A 21697-nucleotide genomic window follows, 5' to 3' on the forward strand; every position below is an offset into this window, starting at 1 on the left:
TTTGCTTCTCGCGGCAGGATCAGATCTTGACCACGGCTTCGCCCTGAACGCAGGGTTCGCCGTTATGGTTGAGTACCTCGGTCAGCAGGGTGACGATAGGTTTATCATCGCGCACCTGGGACACCGTCACCCGGGCGGTGACGGCGTCGCCGACAAAGACCGGGCGGACAAATTTCAGCGTCTGCCCCAGGTAGACGGCACCGGCGCCGGGGAGCTTTTGACCCAGCAAGCCTGAGAGGAGGCTGGAGAGCAGGATCCCGTGAACAATAGGTTTGCCGAAGGGGGTCTTGGCGGCAAACTCGCTATCCAGGTGGATCGGGTTGCGATCTTCCGACAGCTCGGAAAACGCCGCCACTTCACTGGGGCCAAACACCTTGCTGATCTCGGCGCTCTGGCCTAGCTGCAAATTCATACTTCCTCCTGTTCCTTCGCGGTGGTGCTGTTGAGGCGCTGCTTAACGTAACTGCCAGGCGCATCTTCCAGTTCCGCTTTCGGTTTACGGGCCGGAACCGGCTCGGCTTTGCTCAGTCCTTTCATCCAGGCTTCCCAGGTGGGCCACCAGGAGCCGGAGTGGTGCTCGGCGCTCTCGAGCCAGGCTTCCGGCGACACGTCGGCGCTGGCACCGATGTAGTGGCCATATTTGCCACCTGGGGGATTGATGATCCCGGCGATGTGGCCGGATTCGCCCAGGATGAAGGTTTTCTCCCCGCCCAGCTTCAACATGCCGTCGTAGTTCCCCTGCCAAAGGGCGATGTGGTCCTCGATGGTGGAGACAAAGTAGGTGGGGGCGGTGATCTTGCTCAGGTCGATCTTGGTGCCCCGCACCGTGAAGGCCCCGGGCTGCATCAGCTCGTTGTTAAGGTAGAAACGGCGCAGCATGGTGGAGTGGGTTTTCCCGGCCACATTGGTGTTGTCACAGTTCCAGTGCAGCAGGTCAAAGGCCACCGGTGTCTTGCCTTTGAGGTAGCCGTCGACGTAGTAGTTCCAGTAGAGGTTGTTCTCCCTCAGCAGGGAGAAGGCCACGGCCAGTTGTCGGCCATCCATCACCCCCTTCTCGGCGTTTTGCTGCTCCATGGCGGAGACAACGTCGTCGTTGATGTAGACGCCGAGTTCGCCGGGTTGGCCAAAGTCGAGGATGGTGGTGAAGAAGGTGGCGGATTTGATCCGCTGCTTCATGCGCCGTGCCGCCATGTACGCCATGGTGGTGGCCAGCAGGGTACCGCCGATGCAGTAACCAACGGCATTGACCTCCTGCTCCCCGGTGGCCTGCTCAATGGCATCCAGGGCCTCGATCACGCCATCGACCACGTAGTCTTCAAAATCGACGTCGGCGTGGCTCATATCTGGGTTCACCCAGGAGAGCATAAACACGGTATGGCCCTGATCGACCAGGTACTTCACCAGCGAGTTATCCGGACGGAGGTCCATGATGTAGTACTTGTTGACGAAAGGCGGCACGATCATCACCGGACGCTTTGAGACCGTCTTGGTGGTGGGGCTGTACTGAAGCAGTTGGAACAGCTGACCGGTTTGTATCACCTTGCCGGGGGTGGCCGCCAGATCTTTACCCAACTGGAACACCGACTCGTCGGTCATGCTGACATTGAGGCTGCCGGCGCTGCGCTTTAGATCGCTGAACAGTTGTTCAATGCCGCGCTTGAGGTTCTCTCCCCGGCTCTCGAGGGTGAGCTGAAGCAACTCCGGGTTGGAGCCGATGAAGTTGCTGGGGGCGAGCGCGTTCACTGCCTGGCGGGTAAAGAAGCGCAGCCGCTGCTTGGCGTCCTCATCCAGCTCCTCCAGTCCATCGATACTGGCCAGGAGACTCTGGGTGGTCAGCAGGTAGGATTGCTTGATGTAATCAAACCAGGGGTTCTCGTGCCACTGGGGATCGCGGAAGCGGCGATCGCCCTTTTCCGGCTCGATCATCGGGTCTACGGTCTGGCCAGCCTGTTTGAGCATGGTGTTCTGGAACAGCTGCAGCTGGGATTGCCACCAGTTAACCTGCTGCTGGATCACCCCGGCGGGATCTTTCATCCCCTCGGTGACCGCTTTGTTCACGTCATCCAGGCTGGTTTTGAGTACCGCCTGACTGGTGTGCTGTCCCTGGTTCTTGGCCAGCTCCAGCAACTGCTCGTTGCAGTGCATCAGGCTGTCCAACAGTTGTTCATAGGTTCCTTTACTCATGGTGACTCCCTTCTTGTCACTGACTGAATTGGGGGCTCTGGCTCAGCAGCTGTTGCCAAGCCGCCTGGCACGCCTTGAGCGTTTCATTCATCTGGCCGCAGTCGGCGTTCAGACGCTCAACCAGGGCACCGAAGTGGTGTTGCTGCTGCTCCGTCAGCGCAGACCAGTTCTCGGGATCCCGCAGCTGGCTCACATTGTGCAGTTGCTCAATGGACAACTCACTGTAAAAGCTGGCACTGGAAAGCTGCAACTGGGCCAGCTTCTCCAGGCTGTCGAGCCAGGTCTGCTGACACTGCAGCCAGGGAGCGGTAAATTGCTCCAGCCCTTGCTGCCACTGTGCGAAGAACGCGTTGGTCATGGTGAACTCCTCTCTCTGCGGCCGGCCACCGGACATGGTGGTAGTGCCGACAATCTCATCATTTTGTGATGAGTTTATGAGCATATTGTGCATCGCACAATAGGTTGTTGCAAGAATGTAGGAGGACGGGAGTTGGCCGCCAGTGGGATTGAGCTTCGAACGTCGCCGCCGTTGCGGCATGAACCCAGAATGGAGACACTTTTTTATAATCTATTCAGTTTCTTGTGCTTGAAACCTTCACCCCGTCCTGCGGCTTTGTGGCGTCCTATGCTTTACATATGAAAATTCATATATATGATTATTGTTATATGTGGCCGAACTGCGAAATGAGTCCCGAGGCATCAGAATGAATCCCGTCAACCTGCTCAAGTCGCTTGCCGACGAGACCCGGCTCAAGATCCTGCTGCTGATACTCCTGGAAAAGGAGTGCTGCGTCTGTGAATTGACCTGTGCCCTGGAGGAGAGCCAGCCCAAGATTTCCCGTCACTTGGCCCGGCTGCGCCAGGAGGGAGTCTTGCAGGATAGGCGGGCGGGTCAGTGGGTCTACTACTCCTTGGCGAGCCTGCCGCCCTGGCTGCTGGCAACCCTGGAGGGGATCCTGTCCCAGCATCAGGAGTTCCTGGCCGAAACCGAGCACCGCCTTGCCACCATGGGGGACAGGCCCCAACGTCAGCAGCAGTGCTGTAACTGAGGAGTGTGAGCATGGGACGTTTTGAACGTTACCTGAGTCTTTGGGTCGGTCTGTCGATTCTCGCTGGAATTGGCCTTGGTCGACTGTTTCCCCAGGCCTTTGCCACCCTGGCCGAGTGGGAGATCGCCGGGATCAACGGGGTTATCGCCCTGCTGATCTGGGTGATGATCTTCCCGATGATGGTGCAGATCGATTTCCAATCGGTGAGACAGGTGGGCCAGCAGCCCAAGGGGCTGATGTTGACGCTCGTCATCAACTGGCTGATCAAGCCCTTCTCCATGGCGGCCATCGCCTGGCTGTTTTTTCGTGTGCTGTTTGCCGACTGGGTTGACCCCCAAAGCGCCTCCGAGATCATCGCCGGGATGATCCTGCTGGGGGTGGCACCCTGTACCGCCATGGTGTTCGTCTGGAGTCAGCTGACCCGAGGTAACCCCGCCTATACTCTGGTCCAGGTGTCGGTCAATGACCTGATCATGGTGGTGGCCTTTGCGCCGATCGCGGCGTTGCTGCTGGGGGTCAACGAGGTGCTGGTGCCCTGGCAAACCTTGTTACTTGCCACCGGGCTATACGTTGCACTGCCGCTGGTTGCGGGCGTCGTGGCCCGGGCCTGGTGGCTGCGCCGGGGGGAGGCGGCCCTGGAGGGCTTTGTTGCCCGCCTTAAACCCTTCTCGATGATGGGGCTGCTGGCAACGGTACTGCTGCTGTTTGCCATCCAGGCCCAAACGCTGCTAGCCCAGCCCGGGCTCATTGTCCTGATCGCCCTGCCCCTGATGATCCAGACCTACGGGATCTTTGCCCTGGCCTATGGCTTGGCAAAAGTCCTTAAGCTGCCGCACAACGTGGCGGCGCCGGCGGCGATGATTGGCACCTCCAATTTTTTCGAACTGGCGGTGGCGGTGGCGATCGCGCTGTTCGGTTTGAACTCCGGAGCGGCGCTGGCCACCGTGGTAGGGGTGCTGGTGGAGGTGCCGGTGATGCTCTCCCTGGTGGGGCTGGCCAATCGCACTAGGCATTGGTTTCACGACGACGCCCGGGCCAATCCCCGGGCACTGCAATCCTGAAGAGAGACAACGATGAAAGTAAAAGTGGGGATCAACGGCTTCGGCCGCATGGGCCGCCTGGCCCTGCGCGCGGCATGGGATCAGCGCGAGTTCGAGTTTGTTCAGATCAACGATCCCGCCGGAGATGCGGCCACCCTGGCGCACCTGCTGGAGTTTGACACTGTCCATGGGCGCTGGGGCCACGCAGTCGGGGTTAAGGGTGACAAGATGCTGATCGACGGTCAGGCGATCACCGTTACCCGTCACCGGGCGCTGGAGCAGACCGACTGGTCCGGCTGCGATTTGGTGATTGAAGCCTCGGGACAGTTCAAGGATAAGGCCAAGCTCCAGGCCTACCTCGACCAGGGGGTAAAACGGGTGGTAGTGACGGCACCGGTCAAACAGGAGGGGGTGCTCGACGCTGTCTATGGCGTCAATCATCACTGGTACGACAAGGCGCAGCACCGGATCGTTACGGCAGCTTCATGCACCACCAACTGCCTGGCTCCGGCGGTGAAGGTGATCCATGAGGCGCTGGGGATCAAGCACGGATCCATGACCACCATCCACAGCATCACCAACACCCAGACCATCCTCGATGCCCCCCACAAGGATCTGCGCCGGGCTCGAGCCTGCGGTGAGAGCTTGATCCCCACCACCACCGGCTCCGCCACCGCCATCACCCATATCTTCCCCGAGCTGAAGGGGCGCCTCAATGGCCATGCGGTGCGGGTGCCTCTGTGCAATGCGTCCCTTACCGACTGCGTGTTCGAGTTGGAGCGCGCCACCACGGTGGAGGAGGTGAACGGCTTGCTGGAAACCGCTTCCCAGGGGGAGATGAGGGGGATCCTCGGCTTTGAGTCCCGTCCGCTGGTGTCGGTGGATTACCGTAGCGACCCCCGCAGTTGCATCGTTGACGGCCTGTCGACCATGGTGGTCAACGGCACACAGCTCAAGCTCTACCTCTGGTACGACAACGAGTGGGGTTATGTGAACCGCACCATGGAGCTTGCTCGCTACTTGGTGCAACAGGGGTTGTAACCCGGAAAAGCGCGCAGGTGCCGGGAAAAGGCCCAGCACCTGCCTTTGGGATCGCGCAACGCTCTGCCTGCTGCTCCCTCTACCCGTTTTGGAATTGCCATGATCGCCAGACTCCAGGGGCTGGATCGGCAGGTAAAACAGTACCTGCTGGTCACCTTCAACTACTGGAACTTCACCCTCACCGACGGCGCCCTGCGGATGCTGGTGGTGCTCCATTTTCACCAGCTGGGCTACAGTCCGCTGGCGATCGCCTCGCTGTTCCTCTTCTACGAAATTTTCGGCGTAGTCACTAACCTGGTCGGCGGGTACCTGGGGGCCCGGCTGGGGCTCAACCGCACCATGAACGTCGGGTTGGCGCTGCAGGTGGTGGCCCTGGGGATGCTGGCGGTGCCGGCGGCTTACCTGTCGGTGCCCTACGTCATGGCGGCGCAGGCCCTCTCTGGCATCGCCAAAGATCTCAACAAGATGAGTGCGAAAAGTGCCATTAAGACCCTGCTTCCCCGGGGTCAGGAGGGGGCCCTTTATCGCTGGGTCGCCCTGCTGACCGGGTCGAAAAACGCCTTGAAGGGCGTTGGCTTTTTCCTCGGTGGGGCCCTGCTGATGGGGCTGGGGTTCCGCTGGGCGATGGTCGCCATGGCAACGGTGCTGGTGGTGGTGCTGCTGTTGAGCCTGAGAGGGTTGGGCAAAGATCTGGGCCGGGCAAAAAGCAAGCCGAAGTTCTCGCAGCTGTTTTCCAAAAGCCGAAGCATCAACCTGCTCTCCGCCGCCCGCCTGTTCCTGTTTGGGGCCCGGGACGTCTGGTTCGTCATCGCCGTGCCGCTCTACCTGGGTAGCGTCTTTGGCTGGAGTCACCTGCAGGTGGGCGGTTTCATGGCGGCCTGGGTGATCGGTTATGGCGTGATCCAGGGGTTCGCTCCCCGCCTGACCGGCACTGCCAGGGCTGCAGCCCAGCCACTCGAGCGAGTGCCCGATGGCCGCTCGGCGCTGCTCTGGGCGGGGGGGCTGACCCTGGTGACGGCGCTCCTGGCTCTTGGGGTTCAGCTTCAGTGGCCTCCCCAGCCGACCATCGTCCTGGGCCTGATGACCTTCGGCGCGGTGTTTGCCATCAACTCCAGCCTGCACTCCTTCCTGATCGTCCACTACGCCGGTGAGGATGGAGTCTCTTTGGATGTGGGGTTCTACTATATGGCTAACGCCATGGGACGGCTGCTGGGAACGGTACTCTCAGGCTTGGTGTTCCAGCTGGCGGGTTTGGCGGCCTGCCTCTGGATCTCGGTGCTGTTTCTGATCCTGGCCACCCTCATTTCACTCTGGCTGCCGCGCCATGACGCCGTGGTGGCCCAAGGTTAAAAGGAGACCTGTATGAGTTTCTCACCTGTCCTGACCGAAGCCGATGGCTTCAAGTTGGCGCTGCATCCGGCCCCGGGCCTGGAAGCTCCGCTGGCGGAGGATATTGCCCTGCTCAAAGCGGCCGGTGTCAGCGCCGTCGTCACGACTCTGACCGAGGCCGAGTTGGCGAGCCTGGGCCTGACCGCACTGGGCCAGTCCCTGGAGGCCGCGCGTCTTTCCTGGTTTCACCTGCCGGTGGAAGACAAATCCTTGCCGGCGGGGGCGTTCGACGCCCGTTGGCCCGAGGCTTTGCCCCAGCTCAAAGCGCTGCTTGAGGCGGGAGAGCGGGTCTCGGTGCACTGTCGCGGGGGAACCGGGCGTACCGGCCTGGTGGCTGCCAAGCTGGTGCTGTCCTGTGGCGGCGACTGGGATAAGACCCTGGCGGCCATCCGAGCGGCCCGCCCCGGCGCCCTGACTGCCGAGTCGCAACTGGACTACCTCAAGGCGGGGCGGTAAGGGCTATCCGCTGGGTCGAAAAAAACCGCCACTGTCTCCGGTCAGTGGCGGTTTTTTATTGTTGCTCAAGCTGTTAGAAATAAACTGTCCCGCCTAATACCGTGCTGCAGTATCCAGGAGTCGACCATGTCAGAATCCTTTACTATCCGCCGGGCCGAGCCCTCCGATGCCAAGGCCTTCCAGGAGATCGCCGCAGGGGAAAAGGCTTACAGCAACACCATGCAGCTGCCCTGGCCCAGCGTGGCGATGTGGCAGCAACGCTGCGAGCAGTGGCCGGAGCATCTCCATGTACTGGTGGCACAAAGCGGCTAGGGGAGGGTGATCGGCAACCTGGGGTTGGAGGCGTTGCAGCTGCCGCGACGCCGGCACGTTGGCCAAGTCGGCATGTTCGTCCATGATGAGTGGCAAGGGCTAGGCGCCGGCACCGCCCTGATGGCGGCGGCCGTTGAGTTGGCGGACAACTGGCTGAACCTTTCCCGTCTGGAGCTGGAGGTATACCCCGATAATGAAGCGGCCCTGGCACTCTACCGCAAGTTTGGCTTCGAGCAGGAGGGCATCGCCCGCCAGGCGGTGTTTCGGTCGAGGCGGTTTACCGACGTGATTAAGATGGCTCGGTTACGCGCGTAGTGGGCGTCCCGGCTTAAGCGTTGCGCGCTCCAACAAAAACGCCCGCTCAAAAGAGCGGGCGTTTTTTGTGTCAGCTTCTGATCACAGGCCGGCGTCGGCGCGCAGGGCTTCCGCCTTGTCGGTCTGCTCCCAGGGGAACTGAACTCGGCCGAAGTGGCCGTAGGAGGCGGTCGGCTGGTAGATGGGACGCTCCAGGTGCAGCATCTGGATAAGGCCGTAGGGGCGCAGATCGAAGTGCTTGCGGACCAGGGCGATCAGCTTATCTTCCGGCAGCTTGCCGGTGCCGAAGGTCTCGATGCTGATGGAGGTCGGCTCGGCCACGCCGATGGCGTAGGAAACCTGGATCTCACAGCGATCCGCCAGGCCAGCAGCAACGATGTTCTTGGCCACGTAGCGGGTGGCATAGGCCGCGGAGCGATCCACCTTGGAGGGATCCTTTCCGGAGAAGGCGCCGCCACCGTGACGGGCCATGCCGCCGTAGGTGTCGACAATGATCTTACGACCGGTCAGACCGCAGTCGCCCATGGGGCCGCCGATCACGAAGCGACCGGTGGGGTTGATGTGGAACTTGGTCTCTTTGCTGATCCACTTCTCCGGCAGCACCGGCTTGATGATGGTGTCCATCACGCCTTCGCGCAGCTCTTCGGTAGAGACGCTGTCACAGTGCTGGGTGGAGAGCACGACCGCATCGATGCCGGCCACGGTACCGTCGGCGTTGTAGGCGAAGGTTACCTGGGATTTGGCATCCGGACGCAGCCAGGGCAGGGTGCCGTTCTTGCGCACTTCAGCCTGACGCTTCACTAGTCGGTGTGAGTAGGTGATGGGGGCGGGCATCAGCACATCGGTTTCATTGCTGGCGTAACCAAACATCAGGCCCTGGTCGCCGGCGCCCTGCTCGCGCGGGTCCGACTTGTCGACACCCTGGTTGATGTCCGGGGACTGCTTGCCGATGGCGGAAAGGACGGCGCAGGAGTTGGCGTCGAAGCCCATGTCGGAGTGGGTGTAACCGATGTCACGGACGGTCTGACGGGTGATCTCTTCGATATCGACCCAGGCGGAGGTGGTGATCTCTCCCCCTACCATCACCATGCCGGTTTTTACGTAGGTTTCGCAGGCTACACGGGCCTTGGGATCTTGCGCCAGGATGGCGTCGAGAACCGCATCGGAGATCTGATCCGCAATTTTATCCGGATGACCTTCGGACACCGACTCGGAGGTGAACAGGTGACGTGCCATTTGATTAATCTCTCGTCTATCTATACTGAAAAACGTGTAGAAGCATCTACATCTGGATGGCTATTCTAGGGGTTTTTATCCCGGTTGCCAATCGGGGCGAACAAAAGTGGGAAGCGGCGCTGCCAATGCCGAGGCCCGCTCTCCAGTGTAGACCCTTTAGAGGGGCTGGATTTTGCCCTATAAAGGGGGTATAACGGCTCGCTTTGGCACCGAGTGCTAAAGAAGTTTCTGGTTTAGTTTTGAGGTTAATAGGTACATGGTTCTCGAGGCGTAAGCCGTGCGGGCGAGGCTTGCACGGCATCCGATATGGTTCATCCCCGGCGGCCCCCGGCCGTGCCTGCACTCCCCTCCCGCTCTTCCGGCTCCAAGAGTCCTGATCCATCCTCTCAATTGCACCTGTTACATGCGGCCTTGCTGAGCTGACAGCGATGCCCCATGCTTTTGCCTTTGCATCACCCCTGCGCACACGCGCACGTTGAGGAGACAACACCATGAGCGACCCCCGTTACCTGGAAACCCTGTACCCGTCTTACGGCCAGCAGTTTGAGATGGAGGAGGTGCTGTTTCGTGCACCGACCGAACACCAGGAACTGATCATCTTCAAGAACCAGCGATTCGGTCGCGTCATGGCCTTGGATGGGGTGATTCAAACCACGGAAGTGGATGAGTTTATCTATCACGAGATGCTGACCCATGTGCCGCTGCTGGCTCATGGCAGTGCCAAGCGTGTACTGATCATCGGTGGGGGTGACGGTGGGATCCTGCGTGAGGTGTTGCGCCACGATGCGGTTGAGCAGGTTACCCAGGTGGAGATCGATGCCCAGGTGATCGAGATGTGCAAGCAGTTTTTGCCCAACCACAGCGCCGGTGCGTTTGAGGATCCCCGGGTGAACATCGTCATCGACGATGGCAAGGCGTTCGTGATGAACTGCACCGAGAAGTTCGATGTCATCATCTCCGACTGTACTGACCCAATCGGCCCGGGTGAGGCGCTGTTTGAGTCCGACTTCTACCGGGGCTGCAAGCAGTGCCTCAACGAGGGCGGGATTTTCGTGGCGCAAAACGGCGTGCCCTTCATGCAGCCGGACGAGGCGGAAACCACTAAGGCCCGTCTGCAGCCCTTCTTTGCGGACCGGACCTTCTACTGCGCCGCGGTGCCCACCTACATCGGCGGTATCATGTCCCTGGCCTGGGCCAGCGACGATGCCGGCCTGCGTCAGCACAGCACCGAGGTGATCGCCGAGCGTTTCGCCCGCGCTGGCTTTAAAACCCGCTACTACAACCCGGCCATCCATACCGGCGCGTTCGCGCTGCCGCAGTACCTGGTTGACCGCCTAGCCAAGATCGACTGATTGGAGACGACGTCATTGAACTGGACCGTTGATAAAGCGCTGGAACTGTACAACGTGCCCTACTGGGGACGCGGTTACTTCCACATCAATTCACAAGGTAATGTGGAGGTTCGACCGGAGCAGGGTAAGCCGGATCGTGCCATCGACCTGGCGGCACTGACTGAGCAGTTGGTGAGCGAGCGGGGTGCCAAGCTGCCCCTGCTGGTACGCTTCCCCGATATCCTTCAGGGGCAGGTGCAAAACCTCTGCGGTGCCTTTAGGGGCGCCATCGAGGAGTACGGTTATCGCGGTGACTACCTGGCGGTGTACCCCATCAAGGTGAACCAGCAGCGCAGCGTGGTGAATGCCCTGATCGCCGGTGGTGGTGAGCAGCTGGGGCTGGAAGCCGGTTCCAAAGGGGAACTGATGGCGGTGCTGGCGATGGCACAGGATGCTGCCCAGGTGATCGTCTGCAACGGCTACAAAGATTCCGAGTACGTGCGCCTGGCGTTGATCGGCCAGAAGATGGGCTACGACGTCTACCTGGTGATTGAGAAGATGTCGGAGCTGGAGCTTGTGCTGCAGGAAAGCCGCAAGATGGGGATCGTGCCCCGCCTCGGGGTTCGGGCCCGACTGGCCTCCCAGGGCAAGGGCAAATGGCAGTCCTCCGGCGGTGAAAAGTCCAAGTTCGGCCTCTCGGCGATGCAGATCCTGAAACTGGTGGAACGGTTGCGCACCGAGGGCCGTCTCGACAGCCTGCAGCTGCTGCATTTCCACCTCGGCAGCCAGATCGCCAATATCCGCGATATCCAGAAGGGTCTGACGGAGTGTGGTCGCTTCTACATGGAGCTGCGCAAGCTGGGCGCCCCCATCACCACCGTCGATGTGGGCGGGGGCCTTGGGGTGGATTACGAGGGGACCCGCTCCCAGAGCAGCTGCTCGGTCAACTACTCCCAGCAGGAGTACGCCAACAACGTGGTGTACGCCATCGGTGATGTGTGCAAGCAGTACGGCCTGCCCCATCCGCGCCTGATCTCGGAGTCCGGCCGGGCCATGACCGCTCACCATGCGGTGCTGATCGCCGACGTTATCGGTGTGGAGGCGTACCAGCCGGAGTCGGATCTCCCACCACTGTTACCGGGTGCGCCCATGGTGCTGCGCAACATGTGGCAGACCCTGGAGGAGGCGCGCAGTAACACTGACGTGCGCGCTTTGGGGGAGATCTACCACGATACGGTCAATGATCTGGCGGATGTCCATGCCAAGTACAACTACGGTTTGCTGGATCTAAGTGAGCGCGCCTGGGCGGAACAGGTACACCTGCAGGTTTCCTGGCACGTGGCAAGGCAACTGTCGCCGAAAAACCGCTCCCATCGGCCGTTGATCGACGATCTCAATGAGAAGCTGGCGGACAAATTTTACGTCAACTTCTCCCTGTTCCAGTCGTTGCCCGATGCCTGGGGGATCGACCAGGTGTTCCCGGTACTGCCCCTCTCCGGGCTGGATGAAAAGCCGGACCGGCGCGCGGTGATCCTCGACATCACCTGCGACTCCGACGGCACCATCGATCAGTACGTGGATGGCCAGGGGATCGAGACCACCCTGCCGATGCCGGCGTGGCAGGCGGAAAAGCCTTACCATATCGCGTTCTTTATGGTGGGGGCCTACCAGGAGATCCTCGGTGACATGCATAACCTGTTTGCCGATACCGAGGTGGTGGATGTCCGCCTGGACGCCAACGGCGAGCTCGACTTCGTCGAGTCGGTTGCGGGCACCACGGTGGCTGAAGTGATGGAGTACGTGAACCTGGATCCTAAGGTGATCCTCGCCCGCTACCGCTCCCGCTTAGGGGACCAGCCGCTGGAGGCGGAGCAGAAAGCCCAGTTCCTCCAGGAGCTGGAAGCGGGGCTTCAGGGTTACACCTACCTGGAACCCTGAGCGCAGTTGACTGCACCCGAATGAAAAAGGCCCGTAAGGGCCTTTTTTGTTTTCGATTTTTGTCCATTGAGGCGGCCCGCATCGAGCCTGCTGAGGCTCGGCCTTGCCAACAAGTGGTGGATTTGAGTCAACCGGCCCCTTCCCTGTCCCGCTGCCCATTAAGCTAAGGCCTTCACCCACTGATGCTAACCACACTGCAAAACAGGGAGGTTTTATGCCGTTGAATCCTATCCGATGGCCGGTCTCATACTGGCCGATGCTGCTGGGGGCCCCGCTCTCCCTGCCGCTCAGTGGCGCCGAACCGCCCTCCACGGTCGATACGCTCGGGGTGTCGGAGCAGCCCAAGGCGCCAGCCCTGCCACTGGCCAAAGCGTATCGACCCGGGCTCAACCTGACCCACTACTGGATGAGTGAAAAGCTCGATGGCATGCGCGCTTACTGGGATGGCACACAGCTGAGCTCCCGCAGTGGCCACAAGATCCATGCCCCCGGTTTTTTCCTGGCACAGCTGCCGGCGCACCCCCTGGACGGCGAGCTCTGGCTGGGACGGGGCCAGTTCGAAGCCCTGATGGCCATTGTCCGGGATCGCGTACCGGACGAGGCGGCCTGGCGCCAGGTCCGTTTCATGCTGTTCGACGCACCCGACCGGGGTGTAATCTACGAGCAGCGCTATCGCCACCTTGCCACCCTGCTGTCGGGTGCTGAACGGCCCCAGCTCGCGCGGATCGAACATAGGTCGATCCAGGATGAGAAGCAGCTGCAGGCAGAGCTGGCGCGGATCGTGGCCGCCGGGGGAGAGGGGGTGGTGCTTCGGCATCGCCAGGGACTCTACCTGCCGGGGCGCAGCGATGAGCTGCTCAAGCTCAAGTCCTACCAGGACGATGAAGCCGTGGTGCTGGCGCACCTTCCGGGCAAGGGTCAGTTCCGGGGAATGATGGGCTCACTGCTGGTGGAGGACCGCCAGGGGAGGCAGTTTCGTATCGGCTCCGGGTTTACCCATGCCCAGCGGCGGGAGCCACCCGAGGTCGGTACGGTGATCACCTACCGCTTCAATGGCCGTACCGCCAGTGGCTTGCCGAGATTTGCCCGTTTCGACCGAACTTTTGTCGCATTTTGAGACGGTTCTGCCGGTTTGGCCGGGAGAGGTGGTGCTTGGAACGGGAATTGTCCGAGGGGATTTGCGTCTGCGCCGTTGAAGGGGGAATATATGGGCGCCGATTTTCAATTCACCCCCTCACCAGGAGCCAAGATGTCTTCTCGTAAAGAGCTTGCCAATGCAATCCGCGCATTGTCCATGGATGCCGTTCAACAAGCCAATTCCGGTCACCCCGGTGCCCCGATGGGGATGGCGGACATCGCCGAAGTGCTGTGGCGCGATTTTCTTCAGCACAACCCCACCAACCCGCAGTGGGCCAACCGGGATCGCTTCGTGCTGTCGAATGGCCACGGCTCTATGCTTATCTACTCCCTGTTGCACCTCACCGGTTACGACCTGGGTATCGAGGATCTGAAGCAGTTCCGCCAGCTGCACTCCCGCACCCCCGGCCACCCGGAATACGGTTACGCCCCAGGGGTGGAAACCACCACCGGTCCCCTGGGCCAGGGGATCACCAATGCGGTCGGCATGGCGCTGGCGGAGAAGGTGCTGGCGGCGCAGTTCAACCGTCCGGGTCATGAGGTTGTCGATCACTTCACCTACGCCTTCATGGGCGACGGCTGCCTGATGGAGGGGATCTCCCATGAGGCGTGTTCCCTGGCGGGTACCCTGGGCCTGGGTAAGCTGATCGCGTTCTGGGACGACAACGGGATCTCCATCGATGGTGAGGTGGAAGGCTGGTTCTCCGACGACACCCCGAAACGTTTTGAAGCCTACGGCTGGCACGTTATCCCTGCGGTCGATGGCCACGACTCCGAGGCGATCCGCGCCGCCATCGAAGCCGCCCGAGCCGAAACCGGTAAGCCGACGCTGATCTGTACCAAGACCGTGATTGGCTACGGCAGCCCCAACAAATCTGGCTCCCACGACTGCCACGGCGCACCGCTGGGGGTTGAAGAGATCTCCGCCGCCCGCGACTTCCTGGGCTGGACACACGCGCCCTTCGAGGTTCCGGCAGAGATCTACCAGGCCTGGGACGCCAAACGTGCCGGGGCGGAAGCCGAGTCCGCCTGGGAGGCGAAGTTTGCCGCCTATGCCGAGGCGCACCCGCAACTGGCGGCGGAGTTCCAGCGTCGTATGGCGTCGGAGCTGCCCGAGGGGTGGAGCGATCACGCTGACGCTTACATTGCCGAGCTGCAAGCCAGTGCTAACAAGGTCGCGACCCGTAAAGCCTCCCAGGATTGTCTCAACGCCTTTGGCCCGCTGCTGCCGGAGCTGTTGGGTGGTTCCGCGGATCTGACGCCCTCTAACCTGACCAACTGGTCCGGTTCCAAGTCGGTCACCGCCGAGGATGCCTCCGGTAACTACCTGCACTATGGCGTTCGCGAGTTTGGCATGAGTGCCATCATGAACGGCATCGCCCTGCACGGCGGCTTCAAGCCCTACGGCGCCACCTTCCTGATGTTCATGGAGTACGCCCGCAACGCGGTGCGGATGGCGGCGTTGATGAAGCAGCCCACCATCTTCGTCTACACCCACGACTCCATCGGTCTGGGGGAAGATGGTCCGACCCACCAGCCGGTGGAGCAGGTTGCGACGCTTCGGTTGACCCCGAACCTGAGCACCTGGCGCCCCTGTGACGCTGTCGAGTCCGCAGTGGCCTGGCGCTATGCGGTTGAGAGCACCGAGGTGCCCACGGCGCTGATCTTCTCCCGCCAGGGCCTGGAGCCGATGGCTCGGAATGAACAGACCCTGGCCAACGTGGCCAAGGGGGGCTACGTGCTCAAGGACAGCGTCGGCAAGCCGGAGCTGATCCTGATCGCCACCGGCTCCGAGGTGGAGCTGGTGATGAAGGCGGCGGCCGAGCTGGAAGCAGCGGGTAAGGCGGTACGCGTGGTTTCCATGCCGGCGACCGACGTGTTCGATGCCCAGGATGCGGCCTACAAGGAGTCTGTATTGCCCTCCGATGTGACCAACCGCATCGCGGTGGAAGCCCTGATCGCCGATTACTGGTACAAGTACGTCGGTCTGGACGGCCGCATCATCGGCATGACCAGCTTCGGTGAGTCTGCGCCTGCCGGTGAACTGTTCAAGCTGTTTGGCTTTACCGTCGAGAACATCGTCGACACGGCCAACGAGATGTTGAACGGCTAAGGCGCCCAACTCCGCGCTAAACAAAAAGCCCCCGGCCATGCCGGGGGCTTTTTCGTTGGACCCGGGCCCCCGGTGTCACTGTTTTGGGGAAACCCTGCTGGTTGTCTCAGGCTTTGCGACAACCGAGCCGGACCTTGTGCTCATCCACAAACCAGAGTGCTTCGTGGCGCCGCCGACCACAGACAAGGGCCTGGTCGGCGGCGAACAGGAAGGCTTTCCAGTTGCGCTGAAAAACGTCGTAACGGGTTTCGAGGATGTGTTGGTCGTCGTAACAGATGAACACCAGCGTCTGGGGATCCCAGTTTAGGAACTGGTGCAGGGGCTGGGGCAGGGGCCCTTCGTCCGACTCAAAGGCTTCGGCCCACTCCCACTGGGAGGGCCAGCACTGGTCGTCGCTGAGCCAGGGTTCCTCCTCCACCCGCTCCAGGTCATGGCACTGCTGTCCCACCTGGTTGTGCCAGACCTGCTGGGCATAGACCGGGGTCAGTGGGCGGATCTGCGCCTTATCTTCCGGGCTTATTGCCAGATCGGCCCGATTGAACACCCAGGCATAGGGGTAGTCCTTCAGTTCGTTGTGTTTTTTCATGGTTTCTAAACTCTTGCCGACCTGCGTGTAGGCAGGTCACTGTACCAAAGCCACGTCGCCGGGAGGAATCTTATTGTCCCCTGTTCAGGCTCAATGTTAGTGAGTATGCTGGCCTCCTGACCAAAAATAAGGAGCCCCTATGTCGATCTGGAAGCGCGAACTGGACTTTTCCCTGCTCAACAACCGTGGTGAGGACACCCTGGTGCAGCAGCTTGGGATGGAGGTGGTGGCGGTGGACGATGGCTCGCTCAGCATGAGCATGCCGGTGGATCACCGGACTCATCAGCCCCTGGGCCTGCTTCATGGCGGGGCCTCGGTGGCACTGGCGGAGAGTGTCGGTTCGCTGGCGGCCAACCTGTGTGTCGATTATGACCACTATTGCGTCGGTGTGGAGATCAACGCCAACCACCTGCGTGCCAAGCGCAGCGGCGTCGTTACCGGCAAAGCCTCGCCGCTGCACTTGGGGGGCACGACCCAGGTCTGGCAGATCGAGATCCGTGATGAGAAGGAAAGGTTGGTCTGCATGAGCCGGCTGACCATGGCGGTGCGAAAGCACAAGGGTAAGGTGTGAAACTCACCTTCTCCCAGGGGACGCTGATCGCCAACCCCAATGAGCTCATGGTGCGCCTGGAGGGTCCCGCCCGTATCACCTTCCAGGCGGCGGCGGACTGCATTCAACTGGTGGGGATCGCCAACGTGGTGACCGGCTTCGGGGGGGGCGTCAGCTGGTCTATCCGTCTGGATAACGAGGAGCAGCTAACCGAGCTGGCTGAGCAGCTTGGGGTGGATATCAAAGGGTTGTAGGACCCAGCGTTGTCACTCAGTGGCCAAAGAACAGCCACAGGCCCAACCCGATCATCAGGGTGCCCGAGATGCGGTTGACCCGTTTGACATTGTCCCGGCTGAGCAAGCGGCGCAGGCCGTGGCCGCCGCAGGCGTAGAGAGTCATGCAGGTGAACTCGCACAGCAGGATCACGGTCAGCAGCAGTGCCATCTGTGGTGCCAGCGGCAGGTCGGCGTGGATGAAGGGGGGCAGCAACGCCAGCATGAAAGCCCACCCTTTGGGGTTGGCGATGGCGGTGATCAGGCCGCGCTGAAACAGTGCTCCGGCGCCGACCTCAGCCACAGCATCGCCGCTGCCAAGCTCTCCCCGGCTTCGCCACATCTGTATCCCGAGGTAAACCAGGTAGGCGCCGCCCACGCCGGTCAGCAGGGTAAACAGCACGGGCCACTGCAGCATCAGGGCCGAAACCCCGAACACCGCCGCCAGCGACACCGTCGCCACCCCGAGCAGCTCCCCGGCCATCATCGGCAGGGTCCGCTTAAAACCGACACTCATCCCCAGGCTCAGGGCCAGCAGCATGCACATCCCCGGCGTAATGGAGACGGCAAAAAAGGTGGGGATGAACAGCAGTAGGGTCGGCAGATCGATCATGGCGGGCATCGTTTGTGGGCAGGGAAGCGAAAAGGGTGGGCCGGCCCCCGGAACAGGGCGCCGGCGCGGCAAAGAGTGCGCTTAGCGCAGGGCGATGCCGTTATCCAGCAGGGTGATGTGGCCCGCTTTATAGAGGCCGCCAATGGTCCGCTTGAACACCCCTTTGGAGACGCCGAAGATCGCCTTGATGGTCTCGGCATCGGTCTTGTCGTAGAGAGGGGCAAAGCCGTCGGGCTGCTTGCGCAGGTAGGCCAGGATCTCCTCGCCGAGGCGATCCACCTGCTTGTTGACCGGCGGATTGACGCTGACGTCGAGGCGCCCTCCCTCCCGGACCTTAGTGATCACGCCCGGCATCCGCTGGCCGATCTTCAGCGGTTTGAAGACACTGTCGTAGTAGATCACCCCCCAGTGGGCGTCGTTCACGATCGCCTTGTAACCCAGATCGGACTTGCCACCAATCACCACGGAGACGCGCTCCTTCTCCCGGTAGTTGGCCGGCTCCTGGTCGAGGAAGCGATCCAGCTTGGTGCTGGCGGCGATGCGGTCGGTGTGTTCATCCAGATAGAGGTAAACCAGCACCCAGCGCCCCTCCTCCAGCGGTGTCTTCATCTGGTTGAAGGGCACCAGCAGGTCCTTATCCAGTCCCCAGTCGAGGAAGGCGCCGATGCGGGTGACTTCCTTGACCTTGAGGCTGGCGAACTGCCCCACCGCCGCCTTGGGCCGGGCGGTCGTGGCGATAAACTGATCCTCGGAATCGGTGTAGAGGAACACCTCCAGCTGATCGCCGGGCTCCGCGGTTTTTGGGGCCACCTTCTTCGGTAGCAGAATCTCGCCGAGCTCGCCGCCGTCGAGATAGAGGCCGAAGCTCATCCGTTTGACCACGGTGAGGGTGTTGAACTGTCCGATTTTGACCATCTGCTTGCCTGTCGAATTTGCCGGAGAAGGAACGGGCGCGAAGTATACCCTGTTTTGACCGCCACTGCTGCGCCGCACCGGGATCAGACGCTGGCGATCTCCGACTCGGTCAGCGGCCGGTAAGTGCCTTCGGCAAGATCATCGAGCCACAGCTCGCCCATGCGCTCTCGATGCAGGGCAAGGACCGGATTTCGAAAGCGCCCGAACATCCGCTTGATTTGATGATAGCGCCCCTCGTACAGAGTTAACCGGGCCTCCCGCTCCCCCAAAAGCTCCAGCTTAGCCGGTAAGGTGGTGATGTTTTCGAACGGGAAGTGGATCCCCTGGGCAAACACTCGGGCGGTATCCGGGTGGATGGGGTGGGCCAGGCGAACCCGGTAGGTTTTGGGCTTACGCTGCGTCGGCGAAGTCAGGTTGCGTGACCAGTTGCCATCATTGGTGAGGATCAGCAATCCGGTGCTGGCCCTGTCGAGGCGTCCGGCGATATGGAGCTGTTGAGCCAGCGCCGGCGGCAACAGTGACATCACCGTGGGGTGGACCGGATCCGAGGTGGCACTGAGCAACCCGGCAGGTTTGTTAAGCATCAGGTAGTGGCGGGGGCGGCCGGCTTGCAGGCACTCGTCCTGGGCCTCGACACAGTGTTGGGGCAGGACCTCGAAGGTGCCGTCGGTGATTTCCTGGCCATCGACCCGGACTTGGCCGGTCGCCAGCAGGAGGCGCACATGACGGCGGCTCCAGTGACGGTGCTGCCCAAGCAGACGGTCAAGCCGCATCGGCGAGGCTCCGGGGGAAAGTTCTCAAATTGGCTTTTATCACGGTATCAACGGCTTTTTTCTTGACCTTGGGGTTATCGAATACCTTGGGGCTGCCCCCTAAACTGAGATACACTGTCGCCCGCTTCGACACCGGACGTCAGCTCGCATTTTACCTCGAACTCGATTGCCATGACATTACGCGTTGCCATCAATGGATTTGGCCGAATAGGCCGCTCAACCCTTCGGGCCCTGTATGAACGAAGGTGGCAGGACCGTATTCGCGTGGTGGCCATCAACGAGTTGGCCAGCGCCGAGGGGATCGCCCACCTGACCCAGTATGACTCCACTCATGGCCGTTTCGCTGAGCCGGTGCGGATCGAAGGTGAGCATCTGTGCATCGGCGAGGATCGCATCGCCCTGCTGCATGAGCGGGAGCCGGCCTCGCTGCCCTGGGCCGAGATGGGCGTTGACCTGGTTCTGGAGTGCAGCGGCCAGTTGGCCACGGCCCGGGAGTGCGAGGCACACCTGACCGCCGGGGCGGGCCAGGTGCTGGTGTCCCATCCTGCCGATGCGGAGGTCGACGCCACCGTGGTGTTCGGCGTCAACCACGAGGCGCTCACCGGCGCCGAGCGGATCGTCTCCAACGCCTCCTGTACCACCAACTGTTCGGTCCCGGTGCTCTCTTTGCTGCACCGGGCCTTTGGCATCGAACGCGGTGCCATCACCACCATCCACTCCGCCATGCATGACCAGCCGATGTTGGATGCCTACCACCCGGATCTGCGCCGCTCCCGCGCCGCGAGCCAATCGATCATCCCGGTGGATACTAAGCTGGCCCGGGGGATCGAGCGAATCCTGCCGGCACTGCATGACAAGCTGGAGGCGATCGCGGTAAGGGTGCCCACCACCAACGTTACTGCCATGGATCTCTCCCTGACCCTGAGCCATAGGGTCGACATCGAGGGGGTCAATCGCCTGCTTTGCCAGGCGTCGAAGGCTGGCCCCCTGGCGGGGTTACTGGGCTATACCGAGGCCCCCCTGGTCTCCTGTGATTTCAACCATGACGCCCGCTCGGTGGTGGTGGACGGCACCCAGACCCGGGTGGCGGATGGCCACCTGGTGAAGTTGCTGCTCTGGTGCGACAACGAGTGGGGATTCGCCAACCGGATGCTGGATACCGCCTGGGCGATGGCGGAGAAACGTAATCAATTCATATCAAATCGTTAAGGAACCGCTGTTATGAACATTCTGAAGATGACTGAGCTGGAGCTGGCTGGCAAGCGCGTGTTGATCCGCCAGGATCTCAATGTCCCGGTTAAAGATGGGGTGATCACCTCCGATGCCCGTTTGCGTGCTTCCCTGCCCACCATTGAGCATGCCCTAAAAGCGGGTGCCAAGGTGATGGTGATGTCGCACCTGGGTCGTCCCACCGAGGGGGAGTTTGACGCCCAGTTCTCCCTGGCACCGGTCGCCGACTACCTCAACGCCAAGTTGGAGGCGAAAGTGCGCCTGGAGCGGGATTACCTCGGCGGGGTAGAGCTGAATGATGGCGAAGTGGTGGTGTTTGAGAATGTTCGTTTTAACGTGGGTGAAAAGAAAGACGATGAAACCCTGGCCCGGGCCTACGCGTCGCTCTGTGACATCTTCGTGATGGATGCCTTCGGTACCGCTCACCGGGCCCAGGCTTCCACCCACGGTGTCGGCCAGTTTGCCCCTGCCGCCTGTGCCGGTCCCCTGCTGGCGGCGGAGCTGGACGCCCTTGGCAAGGCGCTGGATAACCCCGCCCGTCCCATGGTCGCCATCGTGGGCGGCTCCAAGGTCTCCACCAAACTGACGGTGCTGGAGTCCCTTTCCAGCAAGGTGGATCAACTGGTGGTGGGTGGCGGGATCGCCAACACCTTTATCGCCGCCGCCGGCCACCCGGTGGGCAAGTCTCTGTACGAGGCTGACCTGATTGAGCAGGCCCAGCAACTCACCGCCCAGGCCCGAGCCAACGGCGGGGATATTCCGGTACCGACCGACGTGGTATGCGGCAAGGTGTTTGCCGAGGACACGGAGGCGACCCTGAAGCCGGTTTCCGAGGTGGCCGAGGATGACATGATCTTCGATATCGGCCCAAACAGTGCCGAGGCCCTGGCCACCATCCTGAAGCAGGCGGGTACCATTGTCTGGAACGGCCCGGTTGGGGTGTTCGAGTTTGACCAGTTCGGTGCCGGTACCGAGCGCATCGCCCGAGCGATCGCCGAGTCCAGCGCCTTCTCCATCGCCGGGGGCGGTGACACTCTGGCGGCAGTCGACAAGTACGGCATCGCCGATAAGGTCTCCTACATCTCCACCGGCGGTGGTGCATTCCTGGAGTTCCTGGAAGGGAAGACCCTGCCCGCGGTGGCGATGCTGCAAGCCCGCGCTGCCCAATAATTACCTATTTCGTTTCGGGCCGGCGATGCGCCGGTCCTTTATTTTTC

Annotated in this window: 23 protein-coding genes; 15 read left to right on the plus strand and 8 right to left on the minus strand. The window is 61.5% G+C overall.

The window, feature by feature from the left end; all coding sequences use genetic code 11:
- Positions 1-19: 19 nt before the first annotated feature.
- The 3 genes from ABD997_RS13435 to ABD997_RS13445 are packed head-to-tail and all read right to left on the minus strand — an operon-like array spanning position 20 to position 2626.
- Positions 20-412, minus strand: coding sequence for a MaoC family dehydratase (locus tag ABD997_RS13435; protein WP_345317623.1), 393 nt, complete (start codon positions 410-412; stop codon positions 20-22).
- On the minus strand, positions 409-2184 hold the full coding sequence (phaC, locus tag ABD997_RS13440; RefSeq protein ID WP_345317624.1) for a class I poly(R)-hydroxyalkanoic acid synthase: 1776 nt from the start codon (positions 2182-2184) through the stop codon (positions 409-411). Before phaC ends, ABD997_RS13435 begins: the two co-directional genes overlap by 4 nt.
- Before the next feature lie 16 nt (positions 2185-2200).
- Complete coding sequence (locus ABD997_RS13445) at positions 2201-2626, minus strand: phasin family protein (RefSeq protein WP_345317625.1); 426 nt, start codon at positions 2624-2626, stop codon at positions 2201-2203.
- 262 nt (positions 2627-2888) lie between these two features.
- Between ABD997_RS13445 and ABD997_RS13450 the strand changes: the two genes are divergently transcribed.
- The 7 genes from ABD997_RS13450 to ABD997_RS13480 all read left to right on the plus strand — a co-directional run bounded on the left by ABD997_RS13450 (position 2889) and on the right by ABD997_RS13480 (position 7786).
- Positions 2889-3233: a metalloregulator ArsR/SmtB family transcription factor gene (locus ABD997_RS13450; protein WP_345317626.1), complete on the plus strand. Its 345-nt coding sequence runs from the start codon at positions 2889-2891 to the stop codon at positions 3231-3233.
- An 11-nt stretch (positions 3234-3244) separates the two neighbouring features.
- Positions 3245-4294 carry an ACR3 family arsenite efflux transporter gene (gene arsB, locus ABD997_RS13455; protein ID WP_345317627.1) on the plus strand — a complete coding sequence of 350 codons (1050 nt, stop codon included), beginning with the start codon at positions 3245-3247 and terminating at the stop codon, positions 4292-4294.
- A 12-nt stretch (positions 4295-4306) separates the two neighbouring features.
- Positions 4307-5314, plus strand: a complete 1008-nt coding sequence (locus tag ABD997_RS13460; RefSeq protein WP_345317628.1) for an ArsJ-associated glyceraldehyde-3-phosphate dehydrogenase — start codon at positions 4307-4309, stop codon at positions 5312-5314.
- Between the two features lie 99 nt (positions 5315-5413).
- Positions 5414-6664, plus strand: a complete 1251-nt coding sequence (arsJ, locus tag ABD997_RS13465; RefSeq protein ID WP_345317629.1) for an organoarsenical effux MFS transporter ArsJ — start codon at positions 5414-5416, stop codon at positions 6662-6664.
- Between the two features lie 12 nt (positions 6665-6676).
- Positions 6677-7159, plus strand: a complete 483-nt coding sequence (locus ABD997_RS13470) for a phosphatase domain-containing putative toxin (protein WP_345317630.1) — start codon at positions 6677-6679, stop codon at positions 7157-7159.
- A 126-nt stretch (positions 7160-7285) separates the two neighbouring features.
- Positions 7286-7471 carry a GNAT family protein gene (locus ABD997_RS13475; protein WP_345317631.1) on the plus strand — a complete coding sequence of 62 codons (186 nt, stop codon included), beginning with the start codon at positions 7286-7288 and terminating at the stop codon, positions 7469-7471.
- Positions 7472-7477: 6 nt separating this feature from the next.
- Entirely contained in the window at positions 7478-7786 is a 309-nt protein-coding gene (locus ABD997_RS13480) for a GNAT family N-acetyltransferase (RefSeq protein WP_345317632.1), read from the plus strand.
- Positions 7787-7867: 81 nt separating this feature from the next.
- Here ABD997_RS13480 and metK read toward each other — a convergent pair whose 3' ends face one another.
- Positions 7868-9022, minus strand: coding sequence for a methionine adenosyltransferase (metK, locus tag ABD997_RS13485; protein WP_345317633.1), 1155 nt, complete (start codon positions 9020-9022; stop codon positions 7868-7870).
- A 491-nt stretch (positions 9023-9513) separates the two neighbouring features.
- On the opposite strand from metK, the gene speE reads away from it, so the two are divergent.
- The 4 genes from speE (at position 9514) to tkt (ending at position 15541) form a co-directional block, all read left to right on the plus strand.
- Complete coding sequence (gene speE / locus ABD997_RS13490) at positions 9514-10374, plus strand: polyamine aminopropyltransferase (RefSeq protein ID WP_345317634.1); 861 nt, start codon at positions 9514-9516, stop codon at positions 10372-10374.
- Positions 10375-12291 (plus strand): biosynthetic arginine decarboxylase, encoded by a 1917-nt coding sequence (gene speA / locus ABD997_RS13495; RefSeq protein ID WP_425557075.1) that lies wholly within the window; start codon positions 10375-10377, stop codon positions 12289-12291. It begins immediately after the preceding gene.
- 214 nt (positions 12292-12505) lie between these two features.
- Positions 12506-13408, plus strand: a complete 903-nt coding sequence (locus ABD997_RS13500) for a DNA ligase (protein WP_345317636.1) — start codon at positions 12506-12508, stop codon at positions 13406-13408.
- A 132-nt stretch (positions 13409-13540) separates the two neighbouring features.
- Entirely contained in the window at positions 13541-15541 is a 2001-nt protein-coding gene (tkt, locus tag ABD997_RS13505) for a transketolase (protein ID WP_345317637.1), read from the plus strand.
- 106 nt (positions 15542-15647) lie between these two features.
- Here tkt and ABD997_RS13510 read toward each other — a convergent pair whose 3' ends face one another.
- Positions 15648-16127, minus strand: coding sequence for a DUF2947 family protein (locus ABD997_RS13510; protein WP_345317638.1), 480 nt, complete (start codon positions 16125-16127; stop codon positions 15648-15650).
- 139 nt (positions 16128-16266) lie between these two features.
- Between ABD997_RS13510 and ABD997_RS13515 the strand changes: the two genes are divergently transcribed.
- A complete protein-coding gene (locus ABD997_RS13515; protein ID WP_345317639.1) occupies positions 16267-16698 on the plus strand; it encodes a hotdog fold thioesterase in 432 nt (143 codons plus the stop codon).
- Complete coding sequence (locus tag ABD997_RS13520; RefSeq protein ID WP_345317640.1) at positions 16695-16931, plus strand: DUF3389 domain-containing protein; 237 nt, start codon at positions 16695-16697, stop codon at positions 16929-16931. Before ABD997_RS13515 ends, ABD997_RS13520 begins: the two co-directional genes overlap by 4 nt.
- Before the next feature lie 16 nt (positions 16932-16947).
- Here the strand turns inward: ABD997_RS13520 and ABD997_RS13525 are convergent, their stop codons facing one another.
- The 3 genes from ABD997_RS13525 to ABD997_RS13535 form a co-directional block, all read right to left on the minus strand.
- Positions 16948-17562: a LysE family translocator gene (locus tag ABD997_RS13525; protein WP_345317641.1), complete on the minus strand. Its 615-nt coding sequence runs from the start codon at positions 17560-17562 to the stop codon at positions 16948-16950.
- Between the two features lie 81 nt (positions 17563-17643).
- Complete coding sequence (locus tag ABD997_RS13530; RefSeq protein WP_345317642.1) at positions 17644-18477, minus strand: CvfB family protein; 834 nt, start codon at positions 18475-18477, stop codon at positions 17644-17646.
- 83 nt (positions 18478-18560) lie between these two features.
- Positions 18561-19250 carry a pseudouridine synthase gene (locus ABD997_RS13535; protein ID WP_345317643.1) on the minus strand — a complete coding sequence of 230 codons (690 nt, stop codon included), beginning with the start codon at positions 19248-19250 and terminating at the stop codon, positions 18561-18563.
- A gap of 171 nt (positions 19251-19421) precedes the next feature.
- On the opposite strand from ABD997_RS13535, the gene epd reads away from it, so the two are divergent.
- Positions 19422-20459 (plus strand): erythrose-4-phosphate dehydrogenase, encoded by a 1038-nt coding sequence (epd, locus tag ABD997_RS13540; protein ID WP_345317644.1) that lies wholly within the window; start codon positions 19422-19424, stop codon positions 20457-20459.
- A gap of 12 nt (positions 20460-20471) precedes the next feature.
- A complete protein-coding gene (locus tag ABD997_RS13545; protein WP_345317645.1) occupies positions 20472-21650 on the plus strand; it encodes a phosphoglycerate kinase in 1179 nt (392 codons plus the stop codon).
- The last annotated feature ends 47 nt before the right edge of the window (positions 21651-21697 follow it).

The organism is Ferrimonas gelatinilytica, assembly GCF_039544205.1.
Lineage (GTDB): Bacteria > Pseudomonadota > Gammaproteobacteria > Enterobacterales > Shewanellaceae > Ferrimonas > Ferrimonas gelatinilytica.